This window comes from Clostridium moniliforme (genome assembly GCF_017873235.1).
Lineage (GTDB): Bacteria > Bacillota > Clostridia > Clostridiales > Clostridiaceae > Clostridium > Clostridium moniliforme.
The window spans coordinates 220,253-237,150 of sequence record NZ_JAGGJZ010000001.1; the positions used below are offsets into that span (position 1 = coordinate 220,253).

A 16,898-nucleotide genomic window follows, 5' to 3' on the forward strand; every position below is an offset into this window, starting at 1 on the left:
TTTATTTAATTACACTTCCCGTAAAAACTTCTATAACTTTATTTCCTTCATTTTTTAAAATGTTAATAATCTTCTCTCCACTACAATGACATAAAGAAAATTTTTTAATGTTTAGTTTTTTTAACTCCTCTGAAACTTTCATATTTTCCTCTAAAGAATTTTTTGAAAGATGAATTCCACCTATTACTTCAATTACTTTCTTACCTATAATTTTTTGAACTTTTGAAATACTATTAATAATACCTGTATGGGCACAACCAGTTATAAGAACTATCCCCTCTTCCTTTTCTATTACTAAAACTATTTCTTCTTTAAAATTATCTTTTTTAGGTATACCATTGTCTTTTCTATATAATATATCATAATAATCTTTAAGATTTATCTCTTCTTCTTTGAAACTTTGTAAATTAGAAATTGCATACATATGATTTCCAATTTTAAAAATATTATATATTTCTTTATAATCTACTTTATTTTCTTTTAAAAATTTTTCATCAAAATTAATCCCTATATATTTTTCATAACCATTTTTTAAATGATATTTATTTGATCTATTAAAAAAATTAGCTCCAATTATAACCATTGGCTTATTTTCAATACTATTTATAAAATATTTAAATCCACCAGCATGATCATAATGAGCATGACTTAATATTATATAGTCTATTTTTTCAAGGGGTAAGTTTAATTTATTAAAATTTGATAATGCCTTTTTTGTTTGTCCAGTATCAAATAATATTTTTAAATCCCCTTCTTCAATAAAATAACATAAGCCATGTTCATTCTTTAAATTGCTATTTTCTTTTTTATTGTTTTCAATAACAGTTGTTATCTTCATAAATCAAATACTCCTATACTAAAAATTAAAGGCAAAATGATAATATTATACTATCTTATACCATTTGCCTTTTAATAACTAATTCTATTTATTTTTATATTTAGATTCTATTTCATTAATTTTTTTCTTATAATCCTTTTCTATATTATTAATTTCTTTTTCACTTTCTATATGTATGTCATATATTTTTTTAGATAAATCTGAAATTGTTCTATCTGCACTTGATATCCTGTTTTCTGTATAAACAGTTATTATATAAGGATTTTTAGTAAATATTATTCCTGTATCATGAACACAGGATTTATAATCACCTATTTTATGGGCACATATTTCATGTGGTATATATTTATCTAGTCTATCATGAAATACTGTATTTTTCATGTTTTTAATTATATCATTATACATAGGATTCTTTTTGGGATTATTATATAACCTTTCCAAAATAAGTCCTTGTTGTTTTGCCGTTATATAATTTCCTCCAGACTTTCTCTTTTCACCACATATATTTTTTATGTATTTATCAAGATTTCCAGATAACCTAAGTAACATATGTGTTGCAATATTATCTGAATAAACAATAGCATATTTCATTAATTCTGTATACTTAATAGGATGTCTAAGCTTTGCTGTATTTCCTTGTAATACTCCACATCCTCCTTCGTAATCGCAACTTATATACCTTACACTCCCATTTTTAGAAAGCTTTCCTTCTTGAATTTTATCTGCTATATCCATAACTAATGAAACCTTTATTGTACTAGCTGCAAGAAATGGCTTGTCTGCATTATATTCATATGTATTTTTTGAAACTAAATCTTTATAATAAATTCCATAATCTTTTGAATCCTTTACATAATAATCTATAGTATCTTTAATTTTTGTAAACTCTTTATCATAAACTAATTGCAATTTCTTATCTTTTTTTGTTTTTTCCTCATCTTTTAATTGATTACATTGATTAATAGTATTTTTCTTAAATTCATATTTTTTAGTATTTGCAAAAAATTTTGCTCCTTTAGCTCTTCCTAAAATAATAATTAATGATACTACAGTTATTGTAGATATTGTTAATATTCTCCTCTTTTTCTCCATTGCATCCCCTCCAACTATATTATATCAAAGTCTTAAAAAAAATATAATCTATTTAAAGTTAATCCATTTATTAAATTCATTAAATAATTTTTATTACTTGTAAAATAATTATCTACTTTATTTTTCGCATATTATAAAACAAAAAAATAACCTATGTATTTTTATTACATAGGTTATTTTTATTAATCTGGCATAAGAATAAATCTTAAAATAAATAATATTGCAAATATATATAAAAGTTTATGTACTTCTTTACCTTTTCCTGTAGCTATCTTTCCTATTGGATAAAAAATCATTCCTATTGCTATTCCATTTGCTATTGAATAAGTAAATGGCATCATTGCTATAGTAAAGAATGCTGGAACTGCTTCAGTAAAATCTGAAAAATCAATTTGAGTAACTGCACTCATCATAAGTATACCAACAATAATTAAAGCTGGTGCTGTTGCACTTTGAGGAACTATTCCAACTAATCCACTAAAAAATAATGATAATATAAGCATTATGCTTACTACAACATTTGAAAGACCTGTTCTTGCTCCTGCTGCTATTCCAGATGCTGATTCAACTACTGTTGCAAGAGTTGTAGTTCCAAGTATAGCACCACAAGTTGTTCCAACTGCATCAGATGTAAGAGCTTTTCTTAAATTTTTAACTTCTCCGTCAGCTTCAACCATACCAGAACTTTGAGCCGTTCCAAGCAAAGTTCCAATTGTATCAAAAAGATCTACTAAACTTAAAGTAATTACAACCATAAATACAGTAAGTAAAGCACCTAAAAATCCACCACCATTACTTGTTAACAATCCTTTTAAGTCCATTGCAAAGAATGTACTTCCTATAGTAGGAATTGAAAAAATCTTCATTCCTTGAAGATTTGTAACCCCCATTGGAATACCTATTATTGTTGTAACAATTATTCCAATAAGCATTGCACCTGTTACTCTTTTGGCCATAAGAATAACTCCAATGATTAATCCTATTATTGTTAAAATAACTGCTTTGTTAGTAAAATCTCCAAAAGCAACTAATGTTCCTTCACTTGCAACAACTATTCCTCCACTTTTTAATCCTATTAAAGCAATAAAAAGCCCTATACCTGCTGTTATTGCAAATTTTAAATTTTTAGGGATTGCCTGTACTATTTTCTCTCTAATAGATGTTAAGGTAATAATTATAAATAAAACCCCTGAAATAAATACTGCTGCTAATCCCTCTTGCCATGAAAAATTTAATTTTAAACATATATTATAAGCAAAAAATGATACTAATCCTAAACCTGGGGCTAAAACAAAAGGTAAATTAGCATGAAATGCCATTATTAATGTTCCAACTGCTGCTGCTATACAAACAGATGCAAAAGCAGATGCAATAATTGGGTCATGAGCCATTGTAAGATTTGCTGCTGCATCACCTTTAAGTCCCGCTGAGTTCATTCCCCCCATCTTTAATATGTTTGGAATTACTAAAAGTGCATATGCAAATGTAACAAAAGTTGTTAAACCACCAATTATTTCTGTCTTAACATTTGTTTTGTTTTCTTTAAGTTTAAATACTTTTTCTATAATGTTTTTCATTATTTTCCTCCATTTTATTTTGTATAAAATAAAAAAACTAGTAGGTTTTAGATAAACCAATACTAGTTTTAAAATTCACTTTGCTTTTTACCCATAGTGAAAAAATTAATGGTTTTCTCATAGAAACATCTGAACCCTATTATCAGACTTATATGGGGTATATTCTTTTCTAATCATTATACTACAACATTCTAGAATTTTGCAATGTAATTTTTACTAAATCAAATATAAAGTAATTGAAAAAGCAAAAAATAATATTGACACTACTACTAAAATTATAGGAAGTCTAAAAAATTCCATCTTATCATCTACATAAAAATCCTTCGACTTCTTCCTGTTGTAAACGATTTTAATTTCATTTCCAACAGCTAAGCTTTTTTCACTTTTAATATCATTGTGAATAAATGTTATCTTTTCTCCATCTAAAGTGGTAAATTCGATTACAGGTCTATATAAAGTTATAAAGGTTGCTTGATTAAACTCATCTAATATTGCTTCATTGCATTGTTTAATATCTATTACTTTTCCTAATACTCTTATTCCATTTTTATAAATATTATATTTAACAAAAAATAAAACTATAGAAACAACTAATAACATAATCCCTATAATTAATAACATATGTGCTTCCATATCTCTCCCTCCATTATGGTAAAGTAATATTTAATACATTATATGTTAATATTTTGCATAATGTTAAAGGAGCCTTATAAAAATAGAACGTTAATTTTAATTAAATATAATAATCTATATGTTAAAATTATTTTTATAATATTTTATAATATCTCTAACTTCTGAATGGACTTCTTTAAACCTATATCCACCAATTTCCATTATATTTTTTATATCCATTGTAATATCAGTCCATTTATTATAAGGAGAAGTTTCTTCTTTATCTATATTGTTGTTTACAATTCCTTCTATTTTTAATTCATCTTCAATAGAATTTATTATTCCTTTTATACTTATTTTTCCAATACAAGCAGCATTTATAGGTCCGTGTATATCCTTATCTAAAAGCCAAGCTAAAAATATTCCTGCTTCATTTTGAGTTATCATATTCATATATGAATTTAATTTAGTAGAATAAATAGTTTCTTTGTTTTTTACTTTTTTAATATATGTTAAAAGTCTTTCTGAAGAATCATCTTTTCCTATAACAACTGGAAATCTAACAGCTATTACTTTAAATTTAGCATTTTTATATGTTGAAGCTTCCATTAATCTTTTACCTTCTTTATATGAAAAATCTTCCTTTTCTCCCATAACTATATTATATTTATTAGGATCAAAACATTTTTCACCTAAATTATTACCATAATCATATACTGCAATTGAAGAAACAACTATATATTTTTTAATCTTTCCATTTAAAGCTTTGCACATTCTTATTCCGTCATTTGAGCTATATGAAATAGTATCATAAACTACATCATATTCTTTATCCTTTAAAGCATTAGATAAATCATTATAATCTCTTTTATTTACAAATATACGTTTAACTTTATCTTTAAAACTATCCTCCATTTCTTTTGTTGTTGCTATTGTTACATCATGTCCATTAATTAAAAGCTCTTTTACAAGCTCCTTTCCCAAAAATCTCGTCCCACCAAATACCAAAACTTTACTCATAGCAAAAAATCCTTTCATATTAATATAATAATAATCTCATATCTTGCTTAATTATATGATACTATATTTAAATATATTATCCAAATTACAAAGTAACTTGTACAAAAAGCAACCCAAATTATTTTGAGTTGCTTTTTTAAAATAAGAAATATTCAATAATAATTTTAAATGAAAGAAATATAAAAACTGGGACTAATATAACGGATATAATCATATATCTGCTTGCCTTTTTATTTATTTCCCTTAATTTATCTTCATCACAATTTTCTTTTTTAGCCTTTTTAAATGTACTTATAGATTTTATAAAAAATGTAATCATTAATATAATAATAATTGCTAATAATAACATAATAAAATCCCTCCTAACCTTTATTTACATATTATCATATTTTCACATAAATTTTAAATCTTATATTTAATAATATAGAGTATTTTATACATATGTTGTAGAATGTATATTATATTAATTAAATAAAATAGGAGGTATCTTATGAAACTATTATTATATTTAATAATTGGACTACCTTTAATATTTGTAATAATTTTAATGACTCGTAATATCATTAGAATAAAAAAATCTAGAGATGAAACATTAAATAAAAAAAATAAAAAATGAAACCCTATTAAATTTAATAGGGTTTCATTTTTATTTTAATATAGTAAATATCATATATAAAGTTAACAATAAACTGATAGGAACTAATATGACAGAGGTAATCATATACTTCTTTGCCTTTTTACCTTCAACTTCCATACTTCCTTTACCTTCAGCAACCTTTCTGAAAATACTTGATGCTATAAAAAATAATATAAGCATTACAATAACTATAATTATATTCGCAATTACTAAGTATACCATAATATAATCCTCCTCAGTTTAAAAATTCTTACTTTAATATATTAACATATTTATTTATGTTTAAATTGTTAACTTAATGCTAATTATCCTAAAGTAAATACCATATCAGTATTGTTACTTAAATCTTCTCTATATACATACCCTTCTTCATTAAATTTCTTCAATCCTGAAATATCATTTATTTTATTTTTTATAATAAATGTAGCCATAAGACCTCTAGCTCTCTTTGCATGAACAGTTACAACTTTATACTTTCCATTTTTAAATTCTTTAAATATAGGATTTATTATTTTAATTCCGTTCATTTTGGATAATTTTGCAGATTTTGAATATTCATTAGATGCTAAATTCACTAAAATATCACTTTCACTTTCTTTTATATCCTTAATTAATAGCTTGTTTATTTTATCATTCCAAAAAGAATACAAATCTTTATTATCTCCAATAGTTAATTTAGTTCCCATTTCTAATCTATAACTAGCTATTAAATCTAAAGGTCTTAAAACTCCATAAAGACCTGATAAAATTCTTAAATGATTATTTGCATATTCTAAATCTTCTTTAGAATATGATTCTATATTAAGTCCTCTAAAAGCTTCACCATTAAATCCTAAAATAGCTGGAAATAAGTTCTCTTCTTTTTCTATAGTCCATTTATGAATATTTGAAAAAGTATCATCTCTTAATTTTTCTGAAATTTTCATTAAAGAAGCTAATTCATCTGGATTAAACTCTTTTAATCTTTTATTTAATTTCTTTGCTTCACTTTTAAATCTTACTTCTGTTAAATCTATATTATAATTTAATTTTTTTATTTCTATTTTTTTTGCTGGTGATAAAATTACTATCATATTTTCCTCCTATTACTTACTTTCTTAAATAAAATAATAACATAAATACTTTATAAATTGTTTTTTAATTTCTTAAATGTAACCTATTGACAAAAAAAATTATAAGAGTTAAGATTTATTTAAATCTAATACATTAATCCGTTGATAAGGAGAAGTAATTAAATTTAGGTTCAATAAAGAGAGCTTTAAGTATTTTGGTGAGAACTTAGCAAGAAAGAATTTAATGAATGGACCTTAGAGGAATAGGGGGAAATCTTTTTAAAAGAGAGTATCTTATATCGTTTACCTTACGTTACAAAGGTTAGAGTATGTTAGTACTTGAAATTAAGAGGTATAATAAATTAATTTATTATGCAAATTAGGTGGTACCGCGGATATTATCTCCGTCCTATTTATTTAGGACGGAGTTTTTTTATTATTTTTTAATTATGAGAGGAGTTTTTTAATATGAAAAAAGAAATAATGCTTACAGGAGATAGACCAACTGGTAAATTACATTTAGGACACTATGTAGGTTCTCTTAGAACTAGATATGAATTACAAGAAACAGGAAATTATGAAAATTTTATTATGATTGCAGACCAACAAGCTTTAACTGATAACGCTAGAAACCCTGAAAAAATAAGAAATAGTTTATTAGAAGTAACTTTAGATTACTTAGCTGTTGGAATAGATCCAAGTAAAACAACAATTTTTGTACAATCTCAAATACCTGAATTAAATGAATTAACAATGCATTATTTAAATTTAGTTACTCTTTCAAGACTTGAACGTAACCCTACTATAAAAGAAGAAATAAAATTAAGAGGATTTAATACAAGTATTCCAGCTGGATTTTTAATATATCCAGTAAGCCAAACTGCTGACATTACTGCCTTTAAAGCAACTAAAATTCCTGTTGGAGAAGATCAATTACCTATGATTGAACAAACTAGAGAAATAGTTAGAAGTTTTAATTCAATTTATGGTGATGTATTAGTAGAACCTGAAGCTTTAATTCCACAAACTAGTTGTAAAAGACTTCCTGGTATTGATGGTAAAGCTAAAATGAGTAAATCTCTTGGAAATGCTATATATCTTTCAGATGAAGCTGATGTAATAAAAGAAAAAGTTATGAGTATGTATACAGATCCAAATCATATAAAAGTTTCAGATCCTGGGGAAGTTAAAAACAATCCAGTATTTATGTATTTAGATGCCTTTGGAAAGGATAAAAAATATATAGAAGAACTTAAACTTCAATATACAAAAGGTGGCCTTGGTGATGTTAAGGTAAAAAGATATTTAAATGAAGTTTTACAAGCTGAACTTGAGCCAATTAGAAATAGAAGAAAAGAATTTGCAAAAGATAAAGAGCTTTTATATAAAATACTTTTAGATGGTAGTAATAAGGCTCGTGAAACTGCATCAAAAACTCTTACTGAAGTTCGTGATGCAATAGGTATAAATTATTTTACTAAATAATTATTTACTATAATACACTTTAAATTAAACACTTTATAAATCCATTATATTTTTGCTTTTTAAATTAAATAAGATGTATAAAAATTTCTTTTTTATACATCTTATTTTTATAAACTATTTTATTTTTCTAAATCCTATAACTGCAGCTCCAATTGCACCTGCAAATTGACTTAATTTATGAGTATAAACTTTTTTATTTAAGTAACTTTCTAATGTTTCCTTAAAAACTTTTGATGTAGCAAGTCCACCACTAAAAAATACATCGCCTTCTATATTTAACCTTTGTGCAAAATTTGAAGTTCTCTTACTTATAGAATGAACTACTCCAAGGGCAATATCTCCCCTATCTACATCATTTGCAAGAAGACTTATTATTTCACTTTCTGCAAAAACGGTACACATACTTGATATATTAACAGGAGTTTTACCTTCTACAAATTCATCAATATTATTAATATCTTCTTCTAATATTCTCATCATAACATCAATAAATCTACCTGTACCTGCTGCACACTTATCATTCATTAAAAAATCTACAACATTTAAAGATCTATCTAATAAAATAGCCTTTGAATCTTGTCCACCAATATCAATAACAGCTCTAATATTTGGATTTAAAAAGGCTGCTCCTTGAGCGTGACAAGTTATTTCTGTTATCTTTTTGTCTGCTTCTTTTAAAAGATTTCTTCCATAGCCTGTACTTACTACATATTTTACAGAATCACTATAAAGTTCATTAAAAACTTTATAAATACTCTCCTTTGGTTTTGCTGCTGTTTTTATAATTAAAGTCTTTACTATATTTTTACCATCAAATAAAACACCTTTTGTTGTTGTTGATCCTGAATCAATGCCTAAAGTATAAGTATTCATAAAAATTCCTATAGCATTTCAATAAATGCAGCCATTCTAGTATTTAATTGACCAATGTCAGATTCTGAGAAGTCAGTTTCAACACTCATATAAGGTTTATTCTTTTCATCATTTACAAATCTCTTTATTGATAAAGTTTCAACATTATATGTGTGGCAAGCTGTTAATATAACATCAACAACTGCATCAACTTTATATTCATCAATCATTTTATCTAAAAGTTTTATTCTGTTTGGATTTGCTGTCATACAAGAACATCCAATAGATAAATATTTACGAGCTAATGCATCATAAACATCTGGATTATCTTCATCAACTAAATCTTCAACAGCCTTTGCTCCACTACAATTTTCAAAGGCAACAACATGTCCACCATTATCTTCAATTGCTTTAATAACCTTTTCTGTAGCACCACCTATTGGGCATCCTGTAATTAGTATACGTGGCTTTTTATCATATTTCTTTTCCTTTTCATATTCAGTATTAATCTTTTCAATTAATTCATCCATTTGAGCTGGTATTTTATCTCTTTCAAAACTAAATGTTGTTCCATTTAAAACTTTAAATATATCTTGTCCTAGCACTGGAACTGGTTCCTTTTTTGCAAGCTCATAAAATCTTTTTAATGCTTTTCTCTCATTATTTTTTATTTTAATTGCTTTTTTAATATCTTCTTCTGTTATTTTTACATTAAACATTTCTTCAAGACGTTCTTTAAGTCTTATAATCTCATTTTTCCATAATTTTAATCCATCTTCTGTTTGAGAATTTGGAAGTTGCATAACATGAACTGGCTTAAATTCTGAAAGATATTCATACATCTTTTTCTTACCATCACAAGTTGTTTCTCCTATTACTAAATCTGAAAAATAAAAGAAAGGACATTTATCAGTTTTTCCAAAACCATAACTTGATTTAATTAATGGACATAAATTACGTGGTAAATCCTTTTCAGCATCTGGTATTGTTTCATCTGAACTTGCACAAAGTGATACAGTTGCAGCTCCCATTGCTAATGCTAACTCCTGTGGAAAATATGTACAAAATACTCCTATTAAAGGAATATCCTTATCCTTTAATTCCTTTGCTTTTATAAAGGCATTTCTTCTTCCTTCTCCAAATTCATTGAATATTTCTGGTAAATTCTTTTGTAAATCCATAAATTCTAAACTCCCCTTTACAATTTATTTTAAATGCATTAATTTTTATTTATGGTAACGTATACAATTAAATATTACCACAATTTTTCAATTATAAACTAAATACTATTGTTAACTTTATATTAATTAATAATATAGATTTTAAAACTAAATAATTTAAATAAAAAAGTACTGTCTAAATTTAAACAGTACTTTTTTTATTTATTTAACTTCTTTAAGTATTATTCCTTTTTTAAAGCCTCCTCGCTCTAACTTTTTTTCTTCCCTTTTATTTAAAAGATCTTCTTCCTTATATCCTAGATTATCAGCAAGGGCACATAAAACTTCCATTACATCTGCAAGCTCTTCTAAATTTTTATCTTCTAAATATTCATTTACTTCCTCTTTTAATTTTTCCTCTAAATATTCTTCTTTTTCTTTTCCAGTTACAACTTCTATTACGCAAGTTTTATTTGAATCTTCTATTATTTTTGGTATATTATCTCTAACTAATTTATTATATTTTTTCATATATTAGTCCTCCTCATTAGCATTATTTATTCCTCTATTTTTGTAATATTCAATTACTCTCATATTAATTGAATCAATAACATTTTCTTTAAATATATCATTACTTAAGAATTCTTCTAATTCTTTTGTTATTGTAAAATCTTTTCCTTCAAAAGAAAAGAATTTACTGCCAGAATTTAATAAAAATTTAAGAGGCATTTCTTTAGCTTTTTTAATATAGTCTTTTTTCTCCCATTTTTCTAAAAAATCTTTATTATTTTTACCTATAATGTCCTGCTTATTAGAAGGTTTACTATAAAATTCTTTCATAGATTTATATATATCATCCTCACTAATTGAAAGTTTCATATTTCCATTATTATAAAAGGCTAAAAGTATTGGCATTTTATAAGTTTTACTCATATTGGTTGATTCTATATAATTAATAAATTCTTCTGCAATTGTACCTTTTAAAGCTTTTTCGTAAATATTTAATTCATCAATAGAATCTAAAAAAGCTAAATAGTTTCTAAAAGGACTTTTCTTTCCTTTTTTTCTAACTTCTCCATAAATTTCTCCATCCATTAAAGTTATAAATTCTTCTCTGTTTGGAATTTTATTTATATATTCTTTAACTCTATAAAATTCTTCCTTTAATTTTTCTTCAAACTTCATTTCCTTACTTAAAAGTTTCTTGTATAAATCCACAAGTTCAAAATCAAAATCTATATAACAATCCTCTGGATATTCAAAATAATTAGGATTATTAGAAATGCTTCTATCCTTTGGCTTAATTCCTCCAATAAGCTTTGGAATCATATCTGCCTTTTTATAGTTACCTATAAAATCAAGTACATTTACATACTCTTTATTTTTATCTAATCTTAAACCTCTTCCAAGCTGCTGCATAAATACAGTTTGAGATTCTGTAGGTCTTAAAAACATAACCATATCTAAAGATTTTATATCTACACCTTCATTAAACATATCAACTGAAAAAATTATATTTATTTCATTATTTTTTAACCTATTAAGAGCTTCTTCTCTATTTAAAGAATATTCACCCTTTGAATCACTATATACAGCACAGGATTTTACTCCATTTTCACTAAAATATCTTGCCATATATTCAGCATGAGCCTTTGAAGAACAAAATCCTAAAGCCTGTTTTGAATTAAATTTTTTATAATGTTTAAGTATTAAATTAGCTCTCCTATCAAGCATTAAAGCTTTTTCAAGTTCTAAAACATTGTATTTCCCATTTTTAATATTTATATTGTTATAATCTACTGTTTCATCATAAATACCATAATATCTAAAAGGACAAAGATAACCTTTATTAATAGCCTCCCTAAGCCTTATCTCATAGGCTATGTTGTAATCACATATTGAGAATACATCTCTATTATCCATCCTCTCTGGCGTTGCTGTTATACCAAGTAAAAATTTAGGATTAAAATAGTTTATTATGTTTTGATAATTTTTTGTAACTGAATGATGAAATTCATCTATTACAATATAATCAAAATAATCTTTAGAAAACCAATTTTCATTTAAATATTCTTCCTTGCCAAGGCTTTGCACAGAAGCAAAAAGAGCATCTGCATCCTTATCCTTTGATTCCCCTCTAAAAAATCCTGTTTTTAAATTATTTCGTACATTTTTAAAACTTTCTTCAGCTTGATTTAATATTTCCTCTCTGTGAGCTATAAATAATACTCTATTAAATTCCAAAGAATCAAAAGCTGCAAGATAAGTTTTACCTATACCAGTTGAAGCTACAACAATCCCCTTATCCATTCCATCTTCTCTTAATCTTTTAAGTTCTACTAAAGCTTCAATTTGAGCACCTCTTGGAGAAAATAATGGAATAATATTATTATCACAAGAATTATTATCCTCTATATTCCCTGTCTTATATATTTTAGGTTTTTTCCATGACTTAGAATATTTTTTAAGTTCCTGATCATTTAATATTATTGACTCATTTAAAAATAAATTTTCAAACTCTTTGCAAAAATAATTAAAATCTTCTTCGTTTTGCTCTTTTTTAAGTCTATAATTCCATTCTAACCCTGATGTTAAAGCAGATTTTGAAATATTTGATGAGCCTATAAATATATCTCCCTTTCCATTTTCATAATAGAATATGTATGCTTTAGGATGAAAAGACCTTTTAGAGTCCTTATAAAATCTCATATCAGCTTTATCTTCTAATATATCCTTCATTAAATATAAAGCAGATGGCTCTGTTATACCAAGATAATTACCTGTAAGTATTCTTATTTTACATCCATTTTCTAATGCAACCTTTAAATCATTATTTAGAAGCTTAACTCCTGTTTCTCTTAAAAAAGCAACAATTATATCAACCCTTTTTTCTCTTTTAAAAGAATCTCTTAATTTATGTATAAGAAAATTACTATCTCCACCTGTTATACAATTAATATTTTCTTCTATTCCCTTTTCTTTTATTTCTGTTATACTAATCTCTTTTTCTATTGCTTTATTTTTCATAACTTCTCCTAACCATTATAAAAAACTAATTGCTCTTTTATTCTTCTTATTCCACCTCTTGGATTTTCTATATCTCCCTTATATCTTGGAATAATGTGCATATGAAGATGCATTATAGTTTGTCCACCATAGAAGCCAACATTTACTCCAATATTATATCCATCTGGATTGTATTTTTCATCTAAAATTTCTTTTATCTCTTTTGATAAGCTATACATTGCTTTTATTTCTTCTTCTGTGGCATCAAAATAATTTTGAAAATGTCTTTTTGGTATTATAAGAACGTGTCCTTCATTTACTGGAAATTTATCATATATAGCAAAACATAAATTGTTTTCTGCTATGTAGTCTTCTTTTTTGTAATTACAAAATAAACAATCCATAATTTTCTCCTTATTTGTTTTATGTAAATATTTTAACATATATTAGAATAAAGTATAAATTTAAACATAAAAAAGGTATTAATTAAGAAACTTAATTAGTACCTTTTTTACTACTTATTCTATATAATAACTTAATTCATTATAATCAATTCCATACTCATCCAATAAAATTCTTAAAGTATATATTTTTGCATTAGTATTTAAATTTTTCTCTACATAAACATCCTCTGCAAGTCTTACTTCAGCTCTTATATCTTTATTACTTGAACTAAATCTTTTATTTAAATACTCATCACCAAAATCTTTTTTTGTTATTTTTCTAAATATAACAGAATCTAAATCATACAACATCTTACATACTTCTTCAAACAGTTCAGTCCATGTTTTACAAGACCTCTCTATTCCCATAAATGAAAATCCTTTAACTTTTGAATTTGTTAAATCTTCTTCTTCTGAAAGATAAAATAAATTTTCTTTTTCCTTTTCTATCTTATAATCAGTATATGGATATTCCCATATTTCTTTAGCTAAATCAAATAGAATTTCGCCTCTCTTCTTTATTTCTTCTTCATTCCATTTATCTACTGATGCAACATATTTATTGAGTTTTAATCTACTATTATTAAATCCAGCCTCTATATTTTTCTTTTCATGAAATGGTCTATTACTCATTTGAGAATTATATCCTGTAAGTGTTAAATTACCTATTGTATGAAGATATTTTTCTTTAACTTCCTCATAGTTTTCACCAAGCATTTCTATCCAACTTGGAGTTAAATTTTGAGGCATAATATGTTCTATACTTAATTCATTTTGCTCTACTAATTTCTCTATAGCAACTTTTTCAGTATTATTATAATTTTCTAGTCTTTCTAAAAGATAAAGCTTATTTTTACTTTTCCAATTATAAACATTATTTTCAAGAAAGTTTCTTTTAAATTCCGTATCATCTGGTATACGCTGAGATAAATTTTTATTAGCTAACACATATTTAAAAACTTCAACATAATTATTTTCATAATCCCTATGAGATTTTATTTCCTTACATAAATTCATAAATACTTTGTTTAAAGCATTAGTTGCCACTCCACACATTATTCTTCTAAAAATATAACTTTCTATTACTTTAAATATTTCAGTTAAATCTTCTGATGTTATTGTTCCATTATTATAATCATCAATTACCTCAAGTAAACAAGGATATGAAACTCTTACTTCAAGCTTATTAATCTTTTGTAGGTGCTCGTCTGCTTCTTTTACTCCAGTATTACTCGTTAATATCTTATTGTAATACTCTGAATATTTAAGAATATCTTTTAAACACTCTTTTATATCTATATTATTATCCTTTATATAAGATTTAAAATTTATATATACTTTACTTATATTAGAAATTCTTTTTTCTTTCATTGTCATATAATCTCTTATGAAACTTGTTACATTATAAAGAGTATTTTTTTCAACTTTATTCCAATAATTATTATAAAGATTTTCTTGCTCTTTTGATGTCTTATCCATAAGTATAAAATTTCTAACCTTATCTGCATCTGTTAAATCAAGCCCTGTTGAGTTTAAACTTTCAAATATTAACTGTGGATCATCTTCACCATTTTTAAGTTCAATTTCAACAATCATTAATCTTTCTATTGCTGAATATAATTCATCTAAAGATATTTCTCCATCAATAATTCTCTCATAAAAATATTTATAATTTGATGATATATTTGATTCTTCATTTAATTCTTCATCATTAAATATATTTTCAAAAGCTTTTCTATCATCTTTAATAGGTTTTAATTTCAACTTGCTATCATCATCCATATAAGGATTAACTAAATATTGATTATATATTTTCTCTTTTCTTATTTTATCGCTTTTAAGTCTACCTTTGTTTAATATATTATAGATAGCTAGAAGTATTAAAGATACTGTTGTTATTCTTTGTTGCCCATCTATAATTAAATATTCTCTATCTCTTGATGAATCATTATAAATTGAAACTATAGTTCCAAAAAAATGTGATTTGTAATCATATTTAACTACATTTACTAAATCATCATATAATTGCTTACATTGTTCTTTTTTCCAATCGTAATTTCTTTGATATACTGGTATTACAAAGTTTGTATCTGAACTATCTAAAAATCTTAATAACCATTTTTCATTAGCCTTCATTTTATATCCCTCTCAATTTTTATAGTATATTATTATAATGTTTTTCAATTCAAATTTAATAGTATTTATTTATATAATTGTATATTTTATTTTTTCTCTTTTAATAACATTTTTCTATAATCTTCTGCATACTCATAACTATTATTTTCATCCTTTGGAGTAACGTTTTTATAATTTTCATTTATAATAAGCCACATTCCTTGATTTATCATATATACTTTATTATTTTGTGGATTATAATAAAATTCATTTGGTCCTGTAAATTCTTTTGGAATATAATGATATAAAGGTTTATTATTCATTTCTGGAATATTAAAGTTTTCTTTTACTATTTCTTTATAAATAACATTCTTAAATCCCTTAGAATTTATTATCTTTAATCCTTTTTTTATATTATCTTCTTTTTTAGAATTTTCTTTTTTCTTTGCTTCTTCATCTTTCTTCTGTTCTTGCTTTTTTAATTCTTCCTGCTTTTTTGTAATCTCATCTTTTACCTTATTAACTTCAGATTTTTGCTTATCTGATAAATCTTTTATATCAATACTATTTACTAATTCCTTTGCTTTATTTAATGATTCTTCTTTTAATAATTCATTTATTTTTTTAATATTATCATTATATTCTTTATCTATTTTTTCTTTTTTCTCTATATTTTCATGTAAATTTTTAATATCATTATTTAAATTCTCATAATCTCCAACTTTTTTTATATTATTTAGTAATTCTAATGCCTTATCATAATTTCCATCTTTATATTCTTTCTCTGCTTCTAAATAACTATTTAACATATTATAAGTTTCCTCAGCTTGTGATCCACCATTTTCATTCATTGCTAGTTTAAATAAATTTTTAGCTTTATCATATTCATTAGAAGCAATTGCTATTTTTCCTTCCTCTATAGCCTTTTTAGATGTTGAATTTCCACACCCATATACTCCTAGTAACATAAAAACTAATACTAAAATAATTATACTTCTTTTCTTCATCT

The 16,898-nt window shown here is 24.8% G+C and carries 17 protein-coding genes, 1 riboswitch and 1 other annotated feature; of the genes, 2 read left to right on the forward strand and 15 right to left on the reverse strand.

What is annotated here, in order from left to right; genetic code table 11:
- Position 1: 1 nt before the first annotated feature.
- The 6 genes from J2Z53_RS01120 to J2Z53_RS01145 all read right to left on the reverse strand — a co-directional run bounded on the left by J2Z53_RS01120 (position 2) and on the right by J2Z53_RS01145 (position 5,488).
- The gene (locus J2Z53_RS01120) at positions 2 to 838 is read right to left on the reverse strand and encodes an MBL fold metallo-hydrolase (protein WP_209795381.1); all 837 of its coding nucleotides are present in this window, start codon (positions 836 to 838) and stop codon (positions 2 to 4) included.
- An 84-nt stretch (positions 839 to 922) separates the two neighbouring features.
- Positions 923 to 1,930: a serine hydrolase gene (locus J2Z53_RS01125; RefSeq protein ID WP_209795382.1), complete on the reverse strand. Its 1,008-nt coding sequence runs from the start codon at positions 1,928 to 1,930 to the stop codon at positions 923 to 925.
- A gap of 182 nt (positions 1,931 to 2,112) precedes the next feature.
- A complete protein-coding gene (locus tag J2Z53_RS01130) occupies positions 2,113 to 3,507 on the reverse strand; it encodes an NCS2 family permease (RefSeq protein WP_209795383.1) in 1,395 nt (464 codons plus the stop codon).
- A 74-nt stretch (positions 3,508 to 3,581) separates the two neighbouring features.
- Positions 3,582 to 3,683, reverse strand: a riboswitch (purine riboswitch).
- A gap of 40 nt (positions 3,684 to 3,723) precedes the next feature.
- Positions 3,724 to 4,140 carry a DUF3592 domain-containing protein gene (locus J2Z53_RS01135; protein ID WP_209795384.1) on the reverse strand — a complete coding sequence of 139 codons (417 nt, stop codon included), beginning with the start codon at positions 4,138 to 4,140 and terminating at the stop codon, positions 3,724 to 3,726.
- Between the two features lie 114 nt (positions 4,141 to 4,254).
- The gene (locus J2Z53_RS01140) at positions 4,255 to 5,139 is read right to left on the reverse strand and encodes an NAD-dependent epimerase/dehydratase family protein (RefSeq protein WP_209795385.1); all 885 of its coding nucleotides are present in this window, start codon (positions 5,137 to 5,139) and stop codon (positions 4,255 to 4,257) included.
- A gap of 136 nt (positions 5,140 to 5,275) precedes the next feature.
- Positions 5,276 to 5,488: a hypothetical protein gene (locus tag J2Z53_RS01145; protein ID WP_209795386.1), complete on the reverse strand. Its 213-nt coding sequence runs from the start codon at positions 5,486 to 5,488 to the stop codon at positions 5,276 to 5,278.
- 141 nt (positions 5,489 to 5,629) lie between these two features.
- Here J2Z53_RS01145 and J2Z53_RS12890 point away from each other — a divergent pair, with 141 nt between their 5' ends.
- Entirely contained in the window at positions 5,630 to 5,755 is a 126-nt protein-coding gene (locus J2Z53_RS12890) for a hypothetical protein (protein WP_268835729.1), read from the forward strand.
- A gap of 30 nt (positions 5,756 to 5,785) precedes the next feature.
- Here the strand turns inward: J2Z53_RS12890 and J2Z53_RS01150 are convergent, their stop codons facing one another.
- Positions 5,786 to 5,998 (reverse strand): hypothetical protein, encoded by a 213-nt coding sequence (locus J2Z53_RS01150; RefSeq protein WP_209795387.1) that lies wholly within the window; start codon positions 5,996 to 5,998, stop codon positions 5,786 to 5,788.
- Between the two features lie 83 nt (positions 5,999 to 6,081).
- Positions 6,082 to 6,849 (reverse strand): peroxide stress protein YaaA, encoded by a 768-nt coding sequence (gene yaaA / locus J2Z53_RS01155; protein WP_209795388.1) that lies wholly within the window; start codon positions 6,847 to 6,849, stop codon positions 6,082 to 6,084.
- Between the two features lie 132 nt (positions 6,850 to 6,981).
- Positions 6,982 to 7,243 (forward strand) — a binding site (T-box leader).
- Positions 7,244 to 7,296: 53 nt separating this feature from the next.
- Here yaaA and trpS point away from each other — a divergent pair.
- The gene (gene trpS / locus J2Z53_RS01160) at positions 7,297 to 8,313 is read left to right on the forward strand and encodes a tryptophan--tRNA ligase (RefSeq protein WP_209795389.1); all 1,017 of its coding nucleotides are present in this window, start codon (positions 7,297 to 7,299) and stop codon (positions 8,311 to 8,313) included.
- A gap of 114 nt (positions 8,314 to 8,427) precedes the next feature.
- Here trpS and J2Z53_RS01165 read toward each other — a convergent pair whose 3' ends face one another.
- The 7 genes from J2Z53_RS01165 to J2Z53_RS01195 all read right to left on the reverse strand — a co-directional run bounded on the left by J2Z53_RS01165 (position 8,428) and on the right by J2Z53_RS01195 (position 16,896).
- Positions 8,428 to 9,186: an acyl-CoA dehydratase activase gene (locus J2Z53_RS01165; RefSeq protein ID WP_209795390.1), complete on the reverse strand. Its 759-nt coding sequence runs from the start codon at positions 9,184 to 9,186 to the stop codon at positions 8,428 to 8,430.
- An 8-nt stretch (positions 9,187 to 9,194) separates the two neighbouring features.
- On the reverse strand, positions 9,195 to 10,346 hold the full coding sequence (locus J2Z53_RS01170) for a double-cubane-cluster-containing anaerobic reductase (protein WP_209795391.1): 1,152 nt from the start codon (positions 10,344 to 10,346) through the stop codon (positions 9,195 to 9,197).
- Positions 10,347 to 10,547: 201 nt separating this feature from the next.
- A complete protein-coding gene (locus J2Z53_RS01175) occupies positions 10,548 to 10,856 on the reverse strand; it encodes a nucleoside triphosphate pyrophosphohydrolase (RefSeq protein WP_209795392.1) in 309 nt (102 codons plus the stop codon).
- A 3-nt stretch (positions 10,857 to 10,859) separates the two neighbouring features.
- Positions 10,860 to 13,352, reverse strand: a complete 2,493-nt coding sequence (locus J2Z53_RS01180) for a DEAD/DEAH box helicase family protein (RefSeq protein ID WP_209795393.1) — start codon at positions 13,350 to 13,352, stop codon at positions 10,860 to 10,862.
- A gap of 8 nt (positions 13,353 to 13,360) precedes the next feature.
- Positions 13,361 to 13,774: an HIT family protein gene (locus J2Z53_RS01185; RefSeq protein WP_209795394.1), complete on the reverse strand. Its 414-nt coding sequence runs from the start codon at positions 13,772 to 13,774 to the stop codon at positions 13,361 to 13,363.
- Between the two features lie 75 nt (positions 13,775 to 13,849).
- Positions 13,850 to 15,910, reverse strand: coding sequence for a DUF262 domain-containing protein (locus tag J2Z53_RS01190; protein WP_209795395.1), 2,061 nt, complete (start codon positions 15,908 to 15,910; stop codon positions 13,850 to 13,852).
- A gap of 86 nt (positions 15,911 to 15,996) precedes the next feature.
- Positions 15,997 to 16,896: a hypothetical protein gene (locus J2Z53_RS01195; protein ID WP_209795396.1), complete on the reverse strand. Its 900-nt coding sequence runs from the start codon at positions 16,894 to 16,896 to the stop codon at positions 15,997 to 15,999.
- Positions 16,897 to 16,898 lie beyond the last annotated feature (2 nt).